Origin of the sequence: Kocuria sp. WRN011, from assembly GCF_002295155.1 — a bacterium.
In the GTDB taxonomy this organism is placed as follows: Bacteria; Actinomycetota; Actinomycetes; order Actinomycetales; family Micrococcaceae; genus Kocuria; species Kocuria carniphila.
The window spans coordinates 280,444-295,774 of record NZ_NSGI01000004.1; the positions used below are offsets into that span (position 1 = coordinate 280,444).

General features: G+C 65.1%; 13 protein-coding genes and 1 tRNA gene. 2 read left to right on the forward strand and 12 right to left on the reverse strand.

Going from position 1 to position 15,331, the window contains the following annotated elements:
• Positions 1–14: 14 nt before the first annotated feature.
• The 5 genes from CKW39_RS07510 to CKW39_RS07530 form a co-directional block, all read right to left on the reverse strand.
• Positions 15–836 carry an alpha/beta fold hydrolase gene (locus tag CKW39_RS07510; protein ID WP_095797502.1) on the reverse strand — a complete coding sequence of 274 codons (822 nt, stop codon included), beginning with the start codon at positions 834–836 and terminating at the stop codon, positions 15–17.
• 57 nt (positions 837–893) lie between these two features.
• The gene (locus CKW39_RS07515; RefSeq protein WP_095797503.1) at positions 894–1,163 is read right to left on the reverse strand and encodes a DUF3072 domain-containing protein; all 270 of its coding nucleotides are present in this window, start codon (positions 1,161–1,163) and stop codon (positions 894–896) included.
• A 172-nt stretch (positions 1,164–1,335) separates the two neighbouring features.
• Entirely contained in the window at positions 1,336–3,135 is a 1,800-nt protein-coding gene (gene selB, locus CKW39_RS07520; RefSeq protein ID WP_095797504.1) for a selenocysteine-specific translation elongation factor, read from the reverse strand.
• Entirely contained in the window at positions 3,135–4,442 is a 1,308-nt protein-coding gene (selA, locus tag CKW39_RS07525) for an L-seryl-tRNA(Sec) selenium transferase (protein WP_095797505.1), read from the reverse strand. Before selA ends, selB begins: the two co-directional genes overlap by 1 nt.
• 77 nt (positions 4,443–4,519) lie before the next feature.
• A tRNA-Sec gene (locus CKW39_RS07530) sits at positions 4,520–4,614 on the reverse strand.
• A 164-nt stretch (positions 4,615–4,778) separates the two neighbouring features.
• Here CKW39_RS07530 and selD point away from each other — a divergent pair.
• Entirely contained in the window at positions 4,779–5,795 is a 1,017-nt protein-coding gene (gene selD / locus CKW39_RS07535) for a selenide, water dikinase SelD (RefSeq protein WP_095797506.1), read from the forward strand.
• 108 nt (positions 5,796–5,903) lie between these two features.
• Here selD and nrfD read toward each other — a convergent pair whose 3' ends face one another.
• The 7 genes from nrfD to CKW39_RS07575 all read right to left on the reverse strand — a co-directional run bounded on the left by nrfD (position 5,904) and on the right by CKW39_RS07575 (position 13,814).
• Complete coding sequence (gene nrfD / locus CKW39_RS07540; RefSeq protein WP_095797507.1) at positions 5,904–7,004, reverse strand: NrfD/PsrC family molybdoenzyme membrane anchor subunit; 1,101 nt, start codon at positions 7,002–7,004, stop codon at positions 5,904–5,906.
• Entirely contained in the window at positions 7,001–8,137 is a 1,137-nt protein-coding gene (locus CKW39_RS07545; protein WP_095797508.1) for a 4Fe-4S dicluster domain-containing protein, read from the reverse strand. The genes nrfD and CKW39_RS07545 overlap by 4 nt, the downstream gene beginning before the upstream one ends.
• Complete coding sequence (gene fdh, locus CKW39_RS07550) at positions 8,134–11,562, reverse strand: formate dehydrogenase (RefSeq protein ID WP_173674294.1); 3,429 nt, start codon at positions 11,560–11,562, stop codon at positions 8,134–8,136. Before fdh ends, CKW39_RS07545 begins: the two co-directional genes overlap by 4 nt.
• Positions 11,563–11,571: 9 nt before the next feature.
• Positions 11,572–11,805, reverse strand: a complete 234-nt coding sequence (locus CKW39_RS07560; protein WP_016997346.1) for a hypothetical protein — start codon at positions 11,803–11,805, stop codon at positions 11,572–11,574.
• A gap of 69 nt (positions 11,806–11,874) precedes the next feature.
• Entirely contained in the window at positions 11,875–12,300 is a 426-nt protein-coding gene (locus CKW39_RS07565; protein WP_095797510.1) for a VOC family protein, read from the reverse strand.
• Between the two features lie 167 nt (positions 12,301–12,467).
• Positions 12,468–13,175 carry an SCO1664 family protein gene (locus CKW39_RS07570; protein ID WP_095797511.1) on the reverse strand — a complete coding sequence of 236 codons (708 nt, stop codon included), beginning with the start codon at positions 13,173–13,175 and terminating at the stop codon, positions 12,468–12,470.
• 6 nt (positions 13,176–13,181) lie between these two features.
• Positions 13,182–13,814, reverse strand: a complete 633-nt coding sequence (locus tag CKW39_RS07575; RefSeq protein ID WP_095797512.1) for an MSMEG_4193 family putative phosphomutase — start codon at positions 13,812–13,814, stop codon at positions 13,182–13,184.
• Between the two features lie 123 nt (positions 13,815–13,937).
• On the opposite strand from CKW39_RS07575, the gene CKW39_RS07580 reads away from it, so the two are divergent.
• Complete coding sequence (locus CKW39_RS07580) at positions 13,938–15,326, forward strand: sigma 54-interacting transcriptional regulator (protein WP_095797584.1); 1,389 nt, start codon at positions 13,938–13,940, stop codon at positions 15,324–15,326.
• Positions 15,327–15,331: the final 5 nt, after the last annotated feature.

A 15,331-nucleotide genomic window follows, 5' to 3' on the forward strand; every position in this document is an offset into this window, starting at 1 on the left:
TGGCCTTCCGATCCCTACTTCCGCTCGGACAACAGGAACGTCCGCAGAGCATTGATGACTTCCTGCGGGCGGTCCGAATGCACCCAGTGGCTGGCTCCGCGCACCTTCAAGCGAATGGTGCTGGGGAAGAGCGCGCGCATGACGGGCTCGTCCTCGTCCTTGACGTAGTTGGACTTCTCGCCGGCGATCCAGAGCACCCGGCCGGGGAACTGGACCTGGTTGAGATCGGTCTCGATGTCCGGGAAGCCCATGATGGTTTCCAGCTCGGAGCGCAGCAGGGTGAGGTTGGGCTGCCAACGCAGGCCGTCGCCATCGTTCTTGAGATTCTGGAGCAGGAACCCGCGCACGCCGGCCTCGGGGATGGGGTCTTTGAGAGCGGCGTCCACGTCGGAGCGGCGCTCGGCGGATTCAATGTCCACGGCCGCGAGCGCGTCCAGGAGGTGGTGGAATTCGCTGCGACTCGACCCCGAACCCACGGGCGAAATGTCAATGATCACCAGCTTGCGCACCAACTCCGGATGACGCAGGGCAAGCACCATGGCCACTTTGCCACCCATCGAGTGACCGACCACGTCCACGGGGCCGTCCGCGGCGAAACTGCTCTCGAGATGCTCCGCCACCTGATCCGCGAGTTGCAGATAATCGAGTTCCTCGGTCCAGTCCGACTGGCCGTGGTTCGGCAGATCCACCAGCAGGCTGCGGAACTCGGGCTGCAGACCCTTGGCGATCATGCTGAAGTTCTTACCCCGGCCGAACAGGCCGTGGAGGAACACGACGCGGTGATCGCCGTCGCCGGTTTCGACGGAATGAACGGTGGTTGAGCTCGTATCAGTCACCCGACCAATCTACTGGTCACGCTGCCCCACCGCCCAAGTCGAACACGGCGGGACGAGTCAGGACCCGGAACCTCGCAATCGGTCGATGTGCTCCGAGGCCTCGGCCTTGGTGAGATTAGCGGGCAGCTCTTCACCCGCTCGCTTGGCCAGCGTGTCCAAGTAGGACTTCTGGGACTCGGTCATCGGGTCGTTACCGCTCACCCACTCTTCGGGGTCCTTTTCCAGGTTTGGGTTCTGCGCGTCACTTGTCGCACCGATGGTCTCGCCGGTGTCACCGCGCGCTCCGAGGGGTTCGCCGGCAATGTTCTCGTCAGGGTTCTGGGTCATGATTGCTCCTCAATCCTCTGCACTGTGGGTCCCATGAATTCTGGTGGGTTGGGCGACGTCGAAACACCACCGATAATCACCCGCCTTGCTATCCAGGTTAATCCCACCCGCCGACAGGCATAAGAGCTTTTTCGCTCAGGGCAGCAGCTCAAAGATGAGACCCTTTGCCCTGCTAACGGGCGATCTCGCGCTTGCTCCCGTCCAATCGCCGTGTCCAACCGCGCGCATCCAAATGCTCGAGCAGCGGGATGGCCACGCGCCGGGTGGTCCCCCAGGCCTGCCGCGCCTGGCTCGTGGTAAAGGGTTGCTCCAGCCGTGCCAGCTCGCGCATGGCCAGTGCCGGAGCGTTCGGTAGCACGACGACGCCGCCCTCCAACCTCAGCAGCCGTCCGGCCCGTTCCGCCGCGGCCAGCTCACGCGGACCCAGCCCGAGATCGTCCAGTTCGTAGGCCTCGGGTGCCGCAAAGGGGTTCTTGGTCAGTTGCGCCTCGACGGTGGTGAGTGACTTTTTTGCGGCACCCAACCCGGCGGCGCGGCCGGGAACGGTGATGGAGCCGTCTCGTTCTTCGAGCTGTGCCTGTTTGATGATCGCGCTCAATAGCTCCGGTCCGGGCAGCGAGAGTTCACCGATCGCGGCACCCCGAGTCAGACCCGGACTCAGCGGATCACGCTCGTGTAACCGTTCTACGGCAGTCCTCAGCTGACCCGCCCAGGAGATCAACACGGGTCGGTGAATCCACCACTGACCCGCTCGCAGAATGTTTGCGTCTGCGGGCGGCTCGGCCGTGTCCGTGGCTACCAGTCCCAGCTGGTGCAGCCTTGCCACTCGGACGGCACCGCGGCGCTTCGTTTCGGCGACAGCATCGCCCGTGTCCGGAAGGCCGGCCAGCCATGCGGCCTGCCGTGCACTGTCCCCGCGCCGGGTGAGTCCGGCCGGATCCACGTCCAGGACCCGTGCACCGCCTAAGAGCACACGGGCTTCTGGATAGCGCATGACCAGCCGGTCCCCCGGGATCAGCGCCAACTCTCGGGATAGTTGCACGCGCGCGTGATCGTCGTCGAAGGGTCGCAAGCGTGCCGGTACCGAGGAGGAACCCGCGTGGACCATGATCTCCGCCGGCGCGTCCTCGAACGAGATCCCGGACATCCGGCGGACATCCAGTTCATCCGTGGTGGGCCATGCGTTCGGCGCCAGGAGCGCGTCGCCGCGGTGAATGTCCTCCGCAGAGATACCGCGCAGGTTGATGGCCACGCGATTGGTGGGGCCGATGCTCTCGACCGAGGAATTGTGGCTCTGTAACGACCGCACGGTCACGGAGCGGCCTCTGCCCTGGCCGAGCAACAAGAGCCGGTCCCCCACGCGAACCGTTCCGCTGGTCAGCGTGCCCGTCACCACGGTCCCAGCTCCGGACACCGAGAACGCACGGTCGACCCACAGCCTCAATCGATCCGCCGGGTCCGGCAGAGGTAGCCCGTCCAGCAGGCTGTCCAACGCCGAGCGGAACTCGCCCAGACCCGTCCCGTTCTGGGCGGATACGGCCACCACGGGGGCATCGCGCAGACCGGTTCCCGCGAGTTCACCCCTGACCTGCTCGGTCACCGCCTCGACTCGTTCCGGTGCCCGGTCCGTCTTGGTCAGCACGATCAGCCCGCGCTCGATCCCCAGCGCTGCCAACGCATCCCGATGGTCGCTGGATTGGGCCTGCCAGCCCTCGTCCGCGGCCACCACGAAACACACCACCGGTGCGGGCCCGAGCCCAGCCAACATATTGCCGAGGAATCGTTCATGTCCGGGGACGTCCACGAACGCCACGTTCTTTCCGGACGCCAGATCCACCCACGCGAAGCCCAGATCGATGGTGAGACCGCGTCGTTTCTCCTCGGCCCAGCGGTCCGGTTCCATGCCGGTCAGGGCGCGCACCAGCGTGGATTTTCCGTGGTCCACGTGGCCCGAAGTTGCGACTACGTACATCAGTCCAGCGCCCCCAACGCGGCGTGAGCCGCGGCGGCGACCCGGGCGTCGTCGTCCTCGGGAATGCAGCGCAGGTCGATCAGGCACGCGCCGTCGTGGACGCGCGGCAGCACGGCGGGCTGGCCCAGCCGTAAGAACGACGCCGCTCGCTCCGGCAGGCGCACGGCCCACCCTGGCAGCGGCACGCCGGGTGCTCCCCCGCCGCCCACGCGGCCATCGTGGGAAACCACGGGCATCCCGAGGTCGTCGCCGAGTTCCTCGGCTCGCGCGCGCAATCGCTCGGGGTCCGCGTGAAGTGCCTGCTGCACCGGAGTGTCGCCGGAGACCAACGTGGCTTCGAGGGCTGCGAGCGTTAATTTATCGGCACGTACCGCGCGGGCCAGTGGGTGCTTGGCGAGCTTCTGGATCGTATCCGTGCGACCCAGGAGAATTCCTGCCTGGGTGCCGCCGAGCAGTTTGTCTCCGCTGGCGATGACGACATCCGCGCCGGCCTCGAGCGCTTCGGACAGGCTGGGTTCATCCGGAAGGATCGGGTCCGGCATGAGCAGCCCGCTGCCCACGTCCATGATCAGGGGAAGGTCGTGCTCATCCGCGAGCGCGCGCAACTCTCGCAACGGGACATCCGAGGTGAACCCGCTGACCCTGAAGTTACTGGGATGGACCTTCAACAGCGCCGCGGTCTGGGGACTCACTGCGTCCGCGTAGTCGGCCAGATGAGTGCGATTGGTGGTGCCGACCTCCCGCAGTCGGGCGCCCGTGGATTCCATGAGATCCGGTAGTCGGAAACCCGCACCGATCTCCACGAGTTCCCCGCGGCTCACGATGATCTCGCGGTCTGCGGCCAGGGCGGTGGTGGCCAGCACGAGGGCAGCGGCACCATTGTTGACGACTAACGCGTCCTCCGCGGTGGGACACGCGGCGAGAAGTGCCTCGCGCGTAGCCACCCCTCGTTTGGACCGTTGACCCGTGGTCAGATCCAGCTCGACGTCCACATACCCACTCGCATCCAACAACGCCTCACGAGCTGCCGGCGACAGCGGTGCCCTACCGAGGTTCGTGTGGATGACCACGCCGGTCGCGTTCAGCACTGAAGTCAGGGAGGTGGCTCGCCGTTCGGCAAGGTCCGTGATCACCGTGTCCTGCACGTCTTCCGGTGCTATCTCCGACCGGCGGGCCCGATCCTGCGCCCGCGTAACGACTGTGCGAATCACCTGATCGCTCAGCCTGGCTCGAGCGGCTTGAACTGCCGGGAGCGCCAGAAGTTGGTCCGTGCGGGGAATCCGTGAACGGGGGTCTGCACCGGTCACTGTGACTCCTTGTGCGATTGGGGTGCCTGGGGTGAGCGGCCGCCGCCCCGGACCGGGCCGAAAGCTGCGGTGAAAGTTGGCGGAAGCGGACGGGAATCGAACCCGCCAAACCGAGATGCTCGGTTTCACCGGTTTTGAAGACCGGGGTGCCCACCAGGACACAGACGCCTCCGTGTCGAACTTATCACCGGAAAGGATGCAGACCAGTTACAGCGGCAGCCAGCCATTTCATCATGCCGTACTGCTCAGTAGGCCCCGAAAATCTGTCAGAACCCGTCACGGAATGGCGCGCGGGCGAGAACCACTCCCGCTGGGCCCGGCTCCTACACTGAAGACATGGCCTCATCACAGTCCTCGTCCACCGATCTTCGACTCACCGGGTACGCTCACGGCGGCGGTTGCGCCTGCAAGATCCCGCCGGGAGAACTCGAAGAAGCCGTCCGCGGCCTCACCGGCCAGACGGCACCCAACGTTCTGGTCGGCCTGGACGACGGCGACGACGCCGCTGCGGTCCTTGTCCGTGACGACCTCGCGGTCCTGTCCACGGCCGACTTCTTCACCCCCGTGGTCGACAGCGCCTACGACTGGGGCCGGATCGCCGCTGCCAACGCGCTCTCCGACGTCTACGCGATGGGCGGTCACCCGGTGGTCGCGATTAATCTGGTCGGCTGGCCCCGCGACCTGCTCCCCATGGATCTGATGTCCGAGGTGTTGCAGGGCGGACTGGATATCGCTTCTGAAGCGGGATGCCCGGTGATCGGCGGTCACTCGATTGATGATCCCGAACCCAAGTACGGCATGGCCGTGACCGGCACGGCCGACCCCACCAAGTTGCTCCGCAATGACGCGGCCGAGGCGGGGCTGCCCATTACGCTCACCAAACCGTTGGGCGTGGGGCTGCTCAACAACCGCCACAAGCAGACCGGCGAGGTCTTCGAGGAAGCCATCGCCACCATGACCCAGCTCAATCGGGATGCTTCGCAGGCGGCTGTGGCGGCAGGCCTGAAGGCGGCCACGGATGTCACCGGTTTCGGGCTGCTCGGTCACCTGTACAAAATGGCCCGCGCGTCCGGAGTGGGGGCGGTGATCGACCGCAGCGCGGTGCCTATGGTTTCCGGTGCGGCAGAAGCACTGCGGGACGGCTTCGTCTCAGGGGGAACTCGTCGCAATCTGGACTGGGTCCGCCCGCACCTGACCGCTGACTCCGGCATCTCCGAAGATGACCTGTTATTCCTCGCGGATGCCCAAACCTCGGGCGGGCTCCTCATAATTGGCGAGCTACCCGGTTATCCCGTGATCGGTGAGACCGTGGCCCTCCCCGAACGCGACGAAGAGCTGGTCCGCGTCCGCTGAGATCCTCCGGCCCTACGGCCACGGTCGATACGACTTGGACTTCAGATGGCTGTGGGCTGACACCGTACGATGTCAGCCCACAGCCATAGTTTGGCCCAGCTCGACGCGTCAGCCAGCCGTGGTGATCGAGTCGTCGGTGATGCCCGCGGCGCGGCGCTTCGCCAAGCGGTTTCGCTGCGGTTCCACGGTGTATTTGGGATCCTTCACGGAGTCCTTGCCTGCCTGGAACACACCGAAGCGGGTCAGAGCCGAGGATGCAACCAAGACGGCGCCCGAGAGTGCGGCGACCCAGCGACGTCGTCCGCCGAGGATCGTGCCCGCGGCACCGGCGATCGCGAGGCGTTCACTCCACATGAGCCACGTACCGGGCCGACCCTGCTCAAGAGGTTCGACGGCCACGGGGTCCATGCGCTCCTTCATGAGGTGCATGGCCACGAGCTCACCGGCCACGCCCGCGAGCGCGAAGGTCCGAGCCGGCGCGGTCTCTGAAATCGGCGTGGTCAGCATCGCGAGTCCGCCCGCGGCCAGGGAGGCTGAGCTCACGAACACGAACGGAAGATCCTTGTGCATCGCGTTCCATGTGGGAACAGCGGTGTCACCGAGCAGCACTGCGGTGTAGGCGGCCAACGGTGCGCCCAACACCGCGGCACCCGCGGCGGCGGGGCGATCGACGAAACGCAGGACGGGACGGAACGGCCCCAAGGGAAGTTTCGAGTGCGTCACGCGATCCACCTCGGCGGCAGCGGCGACACCCGCGTGCGTGGCGTAATAGGCGAGCAGCCACGAACCCAGGCTCATGGGAGAGGTGGGCTTGATAGTGCGCATCATGTTGAGGAACCGCTCGGGACGGCCCAGGTCCGTCACCAGCGCCACCGTTCCCAGGCTCGCGGCGGTGATGGCGGAGAGTCGCATGTTGCGTCGCAGGAGCGGCCGGTCGGTGAGCTCACCACCGAAAGCCAGGATGGACGAGCCACCCGCCAGGCCACCCAGGAACAGGTACGCACCGATCGGTGCTTCCCACGGTGGTGCCTTAACGATGGGCCGCCCGTAGTACGACGTGAACTCGGGCTCCGGGACCATGGGCATTTCGCGCGAGCCGTCGCCGCCGCGCCGGAACGCCGATCCGGGCGCACGACGGCGCCCCTTGCCCTTGCGCTTACGGCGCGGCTCTTCCGGGGGCCGGTAGTTGTCGAACTCCGAGACACTCATCGGCGACCACCCGACGCAAAAGCGACGGCGCCCACGGCCAACATGCCGGCGACGGCCATACCGGCACGCTTGAACATGTACGGAAGATCGGCCGTGGGGACTCGCGGATCCGGTGGCAGGCCATAGGTTTCCGGTTCGTCCAGAAGGAGGAACACGGAACCGGTTCCACCCACACCGTCCTTGGGGTTGGCACCGTAGAGGCGGGCCTCGGTCTTCCCCTGTTCGTGCATTTGCGTGACCCGCTCGCGAGCGGTCGCCACCATGGAATCGCGGTCACCGTACTTAATGGACGTGGTGGGGCAAGCCTGGGCGCACGCCGGGGTTTGATCGTTCTTCATCCGGTCATAGCAGAGCGTGCACTTCTGGGCCACGCCGTGTTCCGGTACCTTGACGGTGTCCGGCATGGGCGGGGAATCGCGCTGGTTCTTGGGTTCGAAGACACCATCGCTGCGTCGTTCGATCACGCCGAACGGGCAGCCAGCCACGCACGTGCCACAGCCGTTGCAGATGTCGTCCTGGACCACCACGGTGCCGTACTCGGTGCGGAACAGTGCGCCGGTGGGGCACACGTCCAAGCAACCCGCGTTGGTGCAGTGCTTGCACACGTCCGAGGACATGAGCCAACGGAAATCGGGGGTGTCCGGGTGAACGGAAGATCCGTCCGAAGAACTCGCCAGGCTACTGTCCGCGGAATCGGTCACGGGAGCGTCGGTGGCCGAACCACCGCAACCGCAAGCACCCGAAGCGCAACCGGCCGGGGCGGCCTGCGTCACCGGAATGGTGCCCTGCGGCGTCGTCGTTGGTGATACCGAGCCCTGCGGCGGGCCGACCTTGGGCATACCCAGGTTCACGAGGGCGCGACCGGACTCACGAGCGCGTTCGATTTGATCCGCGCCCTGCTCGATGAAGGCCACGTGGCGCCAGGTGTTGGCACCCAGTGCACCCGTGTTGTCGTAGGAGGATCCCAGCAACTCGTAGTCCGAGTCGACCGGGTTACGGTTCCACTCCTTGCAGGCGACCTCACACGCTTTGCAGCCGATGCAAATAGAGGTGTCCGTGAAGAACCCCTTGCGCGGGTGCGGATGGTCGTAGTGGGCGTCCGCTGTCGGATTGGCTGCTGCTTCTCCGGTCATGGGGATCCGTCCTCTATCTGTTCGGCGGTGAGTTCTCGCTGCGGGTCGGTGACCATGGTGTTACTCGTGGCCGGTGTGAGCCCCGCGCGTTCCTGATATTCCGAGACCAGTTCCAGCACCTCGGGTCCGCGGGGTCTGCGCCCGGGCTTGATATCGCACGAACCCACCTTGCCGTTCTGAATGTGCACGTTGGGGTCCAGGGCGATGCCCAGCAAGTCGTTGGCCGCGTCACCGGTCACCACGGCGTCCTGGCCGACCCCCCAGTGATAGGGCAAGCCGATCTGGTGCACGGTGTGCCCTCGCACGGTCAATGGCTTCATCCGGTCGGTCACCAACACCCTGGCCTCGATCGCGGAGCGAGGCGAAATGATGGTGGCCCAGCCGTACGGCTCCAGACCCTTTTCTTCCGCGAGCTCGGGTGAGACCTCACAGAACATCTCCGGCTGTAGCTCGGACAGGTACGGCAACCAACGGCTCATGCCACCCGCCGTATGTTGCTCCGTCAAGCGGTAGGTGGTGAACACGTAGGGGTACACCTCCGTGCCCGGCTTGCCCGCACTCTGGGCGAACAGGTTGTCCCAGCGCGGGAACGTCATGCGCGTGGGGTTCTGCTGCTGCGCGTAAAGCGGGTTGGCCACGGGAGATTCCTGTGGCTCGTAGTGCGCGGGCATCGGCCCGTCCACCAGACCCTTGGGTGCGTACAACCAACCCTTACCGTCAGCCTGCATGACGAACGGGTCGTCACCAGCCAAGGCGTCGCCGCCCCGCTTGTCCTTACCCGGAGTGCTGCCCGGTGCGCGATCGATCGGGAAATCAGGGTTGTCCTTGCCAACCCAACGTTCCTGGTCCTCGTCCCACCAGATCAGTTTCTTCCGCTCGCTCCACGGCCTACCCTGCGGGTCCGCCGAGGCACGGTTGTAAATGATGCGGCGGTTGGCGGGCCAAGCCCAACCCCACTGGGAAGCAATCTCGTCCTGCTCACTGCCGGGCACACGATCGGAGGCGTGGTTGATGCCGTCCGCGTAGACACCCGTGTAGATCCAACAACCACCGGAGGTTGAACCGTCCGAGCGCATCTCCGTGTAGGCCGACAACGGTTTACCGGCGTTCTCGCCGGTCAGATGGCGCCCGTTGATCTCCGCCAGCACTGCCTCGGCATCGGGATCGCCGTGCTCGTCCGTGGGGTAATCCCAGGTGAGGTCCAGCAGCGGACGATCACGGGGGTCATCCGAATCTGCGAGACGTTCCCGGATACGCTGACCCAACTTGTAGAAGAACTCCAACTCACTCTGGCTGTCCCCCGGCGGGTTCACCGCCTGGTGACGCCATTGCAGCAAGCGTTGCGTCTGGGTGAACGTTCCGGACTTCTCCACGTGGGTGGCCGCGGGCATGAAGAACACTTCGGTGTCGATGTCTTCGGTGCGCAGCTCACCCGACTGGATTTCCGGGCCGTCCTTCCACCACGTGGCGGACTCGATCATGTTCAGATCCCGCACGACCAGCCACTTCAGGTGAGACATGCCCATGCGCTGCAAGCGGCCGTGCGCCGATCCCACCGCGGGGTTCTGGCCCAGGAGGAAGTAGCCTTCGACCTGATCGGCCAGCATGTTCATGAGGGTTTGGTACGTGCCGTGAGGCCCGTTGAGCCGGGGGATGTAGTCGTAGGCCCAGTTGTTCTCCGCCTGCGCGGCGTCTCCCCACCATGCCTTCAGGAGACTGACCGCGTACGCATCCGCGTAAGCCCAGTACCCCTTCTGATCGCGAGCGGAAATCGTGTCCAGGTAATCGGTGAACGTTTCCGTTCGGACCGAAGGCATGGGCAAGTAGCCCGGTAGCAGGTTGAACAGGGTGGGGATGTCCGTTGATCCCTGAATACTTGCGTGACCGCGCAGCGCCATGATGCCGCCGCCGGGACGACCCATGTTGCCCAGCAGTAACTGCAAGATCGATGCCGTGCGGATGAATTGTGCCCCCAGAGTGTGCTGGGTCCACCCCACCGCATAAGCAAAACACGTGGTGCGTTCACGGCCCGAGTTCTCGATAATCGCCCGCGCCATGTACTCGAAGTCCTCGATCGAGATACCGCACGCGTCCTGCACCATGTCCGGCGTGTACCGGGCGTAGTGGCGCTTAAGAATCTGGAACACGGTCTGCGGGTCCTGGAGAGTGTCGTCCCGGAGCGGAACTCCGGGGCCCACGGGAGCGCCGCCGCTACCGTACTTGTCGCCGCCGGCCTGCTCGCGTTCGTCGTCACCCTCTTCGTGCTCCTCGGGTGCGGTCTCGTCCGAGCGGTCCTGGGGTTCCCCGTGGTGCTCGTCCCAGGAGGTGCCGTAGCCGTGGTAGGCGGAGTGAGTGGACAGGGCCGATTCGTCAGGCTCCGCGGCGTCGTCGGAATCCTGATCGTGCTGTTCGGTGGTCTGGTAGGACCACGACTCCATGTCGTACGCGTTGTCCTTGACGCTGTACCCGGAGAACAGTCCGTCCAGGTCTTCGGTGTCCTGGAAGTCCTCGTTCACCAGGTTCGCCGCGTTGGTGTAGGCGCGCACGTACTCGTCGAACCACAAGTCGTTGCTCAGCACATAGTTGATGAGTGCGCCGAGCAGCACGATGTCGGTACCCGTACGAATCGGAATGTGTTTGTCCGCCACCGCCGAGGTGCGCGTGAAACGCGGATCGACGTGAATGACCATGGCGCCGCGCGCCTTGGCCTCCGTCACCCATTGGAATCCCACGGGATGGCACTCGGCCATGTTGGATCCCTGAATGATGATGCAATCGGCGTTCGCCATGTCCTGCAGTGACTGAGTAGCGCCACCGCGGCCAAATGAGGTTCCCAAACTGGGAACCGTGGAGGAGTGTCAAATACGGGCTTGATTCTCGATCTGTACGGCCCCGGCAGCAGTGAAGAGCTTCTTGATCAGATAATTCTCTTCGTTGTCCAGGGTCGCACCGCCCAGTGAGGCGATGCCCATGGTGCGACGCAGCGGACGGCCTTGGTCGTCCGTGTCCTGCCACCCGCGGCGTCGGGCCTTGATGAATCGATCGGCGATCATGTCCGTCGCGGTATCGACGTCCAACTCTTGCCAATCGGTGGCGCGGGGTGCGCGGTACAGCACGCGGGTCTGTCGACCAGGAGAGTTGACGAGCTGTTCGCTCGCAGACCCCTTGGGGCACAAACGACCACGGGAGATCGGGGAATCCGGATCGCCCTCGATCTGGATGACCTTGTCGTCCTTGACGTACACCTTCTGCCCACAGCCCACGGCGCAGTACGGGCAGATGCTCTGCACCACCCGGTCGGCCGTTTCGGTGCGTGAGGTGATGTCCCGGGTGCGCTGAGACACCACGGCAGAACTACGGCCGGTGGAGTCCGCTGTGCGGAATTGCCGGAAGACCGGCCATTCCAAGGGGCTGAATCGCGACATGGTGTCAGGCTAGTCCAGGTCAGGATCGGTGGGCAGCTCTTGATCCGCCGTGTCGATCCGATTCTCTATCTGCAGTTCGTCCACGTCCTTGAGCGGGTCCTCATCGGCCCCCCACTGGGCATCGTCCTCTTCCCACGCGGAATCCTCATCACCGGTGGTGCCGATGAACTCGTCCTCGCGCAGGGGTTCACTGGCGGTGTCCGGGTTGTCGATGGGGTTGGGGTCGGGAATGGGTTGAGACATGATGGCTTCCTTTCTCGCTGCGTGGTCGGTTAATTCGACCGACCCGTAGGACGATCATTGTACTTACTATCACTCGTCGGCCGGTGCATCGAAGGACCACATCACACCGAAGCGATCGAAGACCGTGCCGTACCACCCGCCCCATGGCGCCTTTTCGAAAGGCATGCCCACCGAGCCACCACCGTTGGTGAGCTTCTGGATGAGGTCGCGAGCGTCGTCGGGGGTCTCGACCGAGTAGAGCAGCGAGTAGGCGGTTCCGCGCAGTGGATAGTCATTACCGTCCTCCATGGCGTCCCCACCGGCAACCCGGCCACCCGGAGTGGTCAGGACCGCGTGGGCTACGTGTTGAGGGTTCGGTTCGAAGGGCATCCCCTCCAGCTGCATGTCTCCGTAGCGCATGAGATCCAGGTCTCCGCCGAAGACTTCGTGCCAGTGTTCAAAGGCCTCGGCGGCGTTGCCGGGTAGAGCGATGTAGGTAGCGAGGGTGGTGCTCATGAGATGCTCCTGAGTTCAGAACGTCACGGCAGTTTTGTGTCGCGTGCTGGCCAGAATAGGCCTCCCCGGCTCGTGGAACCAGACCTCCCGAGGGGAACTTCGCGTTAACTCACGCGCGTCACCCGCTACCTAGGGGGGAGCCCTTGTGCGTCGTCATAGACACCCGTTCAGATCAGCGGCCACGGGAACCGCATCCCCGTGGGATCCGCCGGGAGCCTGCCCAAGAGCCCCAGGACTCTCACGCGTTCCTGAATGGCCTGGACTTCCCCGGCAGTCAGCAGGTCCGCCACATCGGCCGGGACCTGATGTTCGAGCGGCGCGATGTCCTCCTGCAAGGACTCCGCTATGGGTTCCCGCGCAAAGTCCCAGATAACCGTTCGCAGCTTGTACGGCTCGGCGAAGCACAGGCCGTGGTCAATGCCCCAGATCCGGCCGTCCAGGCCTCGTAGAACGTGGCCTGCCTTGCGGTCGGTGTTGTTGGTGACCACGTCGAAGACCGCCATGCGTTTGAGGTCTTCGTGCGTCTCCGGGCAATCCGCGTAGAGGGTGAAATAGTGCTGTTCCAGGTCCGTCTCCACGAACCGCTGCAGGGACCCGATGCCGTACGGCCCGTCCTCCCGAATAATGGTCAGCGGCACGATGCCCCAGCCCAGCGCCTCACTCATCAGGTACGCTGCGCGCTCCCGTCGGTAGAGCCCCGGCTCGAAGTCGTACAGGGGCCGCTCCCCCAGTTCTGGTTTGTAAATGGCCCAACACTGACAGTCCCCGTGGGTCAGTTCGACCAGAAAGGTCTCGTTGCTGCTCTCCACGAGCTGCCCGAGGATCTCAATCTCGCCGAGTTCCAGGAGTTCACGCGTGCGCTGGTCGTCCACCATGGTTCCTCACTGCGCCGTGAGCGTGGCCAGGGAATCCTGTGTGGAATTGACCGTGAGCACCAAGGGGTCGTGGTCGCTCGGATAGGCAATCGCGGACACCGAGCACGGCCCCACACTGAGCCGCTGGAACTTGTCCAGCGGTGTCCCCATCTCGTGGGCCAGCACCGCCCGAATCGGGTCCGCATGGGAGAAACACACCACCGTGCCACCGGGGTGAGCGGTCCGGATGCGAGTCAGCGCGTCGACCATCCGCTCCAGCATCTCCTGGAAACTCTCGCCACCCGGGAACGTGAAACTCGCGGGTTCGTGCTGCACGGTCTGCCATTCGGGCGAGCGCGCCAGGTCTGCCAGTTTCTCGCCGGTCCAGTCACCGACCTCTAGTTCCAGTAGCCCAGGGTCCTCGATCACCGACAAACCGGTTGCGTCCGCGGTGGCCTGCGCGGTCTCCCGCGTGCGCTCGAGCGGAGACGAGTACAGCGCGGTCAGCCGCAATTCGCTCAGCCGCTTGGCGACGCGAGCCGCCTGTTCCCGCCCGGCGTCGGACAGGTGCAATCCCGGGGTTCGGCCGGGCAGAAGTTGCCCTGTGGTGGGTGTCTGACCATGTCTGACCAGAAGCAGCGTGGTGGTTTCGGGGCTCACACCGTCCAGCGTAGGCCCACGGTTCTGCCTCGTCACGGTTCTTGCGAGAGCCACGGGTCACGCGGCGTCATCACCCTTTGGAGGGGTCGACGCCGCTGGCCCCCCGCGCGTAGCGTGGCTTGCGTGAGCGTTCAGCCTGAGATTCGTACCGTGGGTGACCTGCGATCAGCCGGTCACGTCCAGAAAACCCTGCGTGAAGAGATTCGCGACAACCTCCTGGCCGCACTCGCGGCCGGGGAGAATCCGTGGCCCGGCCTGCACGGCTTCGACCGCACGGTCATCCCCCAGCTCGAACGCGCCTTGATCGCCGGACACGACATCGTGTTGTTGGGTGAACGAGGCCAGGGTAAAACACGTCTGTTGCGGACCCTGTCCGGGTTGCTGGATGAATGGAGTCCGGCGATCGAGGGGTCCGAACTCAATGAGCACCCCTATGACCCCATCACCGCGGAATCCGTTGCCCGGGCAGCACTCGAAGGTGACGCTCTGCCCATCGCCTGGCGGCACCGCACGGATCGATACGTGGAAAAGCTGTCCACTCCGGACACCTCCGTGGCCGACCTCATTGGCGACGTGGACCCCATGCGCGTGGCCGAAGGTCGCCGGTTGGGGGACCCCGAAACCATCCACTTCGGCCTGGTCCCCCGCGCCAACCGGGGCATCGTGGCGCTCAACGAACTCCCCGACCTGGCCGAACGCATCCAAGTGGCTCTGCTCAACGTCATGGAGGAGCGCGACATCCAGATCCGCGGTTACGTGCTGCGGCTCCCACTGGACGTCCTGGTCGTGGCGTCGGCCAACCCGGAGGACTACACCAACCGCGGTCGCATCATCACCCCGCTCAAGGACCGTTTCGGTGCCGAAATCCGCACCCACTATCCCCTGGAACTCGAGGACGAGATGGCGGTCATCCGCCAAGAGGCCCATCTGACGGCCGAGGTCCCGGAGGTGATCCTCGAGATCCTGGCCCGCTTCACACGCGCGCTGCGCGAATCCAATGCGGTCAACCAGGCCTCGGGCGTCTCGGCCCGCTTCGCGATCGCCGGCGCGGAGACCATTGCTGCAGCGGCCCGGCACCGTGCCACGGTGCGCCACGGTGAAGACGCCGTGGCCCGCCTCGTGGACGTGGACAGCGCCGTGGACGTGCTCGGCGGCAAGATTGAATTCGAATCCGGCGAAGAAGGCCGCGAGGACGAAATCCTCGAGCATCTCTTGCGCACCGCCACCGCCGACGCCGTTCGGGCCCATTTCCGCGGGTTGGATTTCGGTCCGCTCGTGGAGGCCTTCGACGGCCAGCGCACCATCACCACCGGTGAGCAGGTCACCGCCCAGGAGTTCCTGGACGCCCTGCCCGAACTGGAAGACAGCGACCTGTACGACCAGATCGCATCCCAGGTGGGCGGAAGCACCCCCGGTCACCGCGCCACCGCCATCGAGCTGGCCCTGGAAGGGTTGTTCCTGATCCGCCAGCTCTCCAAGGAAACCGGTGACGGGGAAACCGTCTACGGATAGAGGCC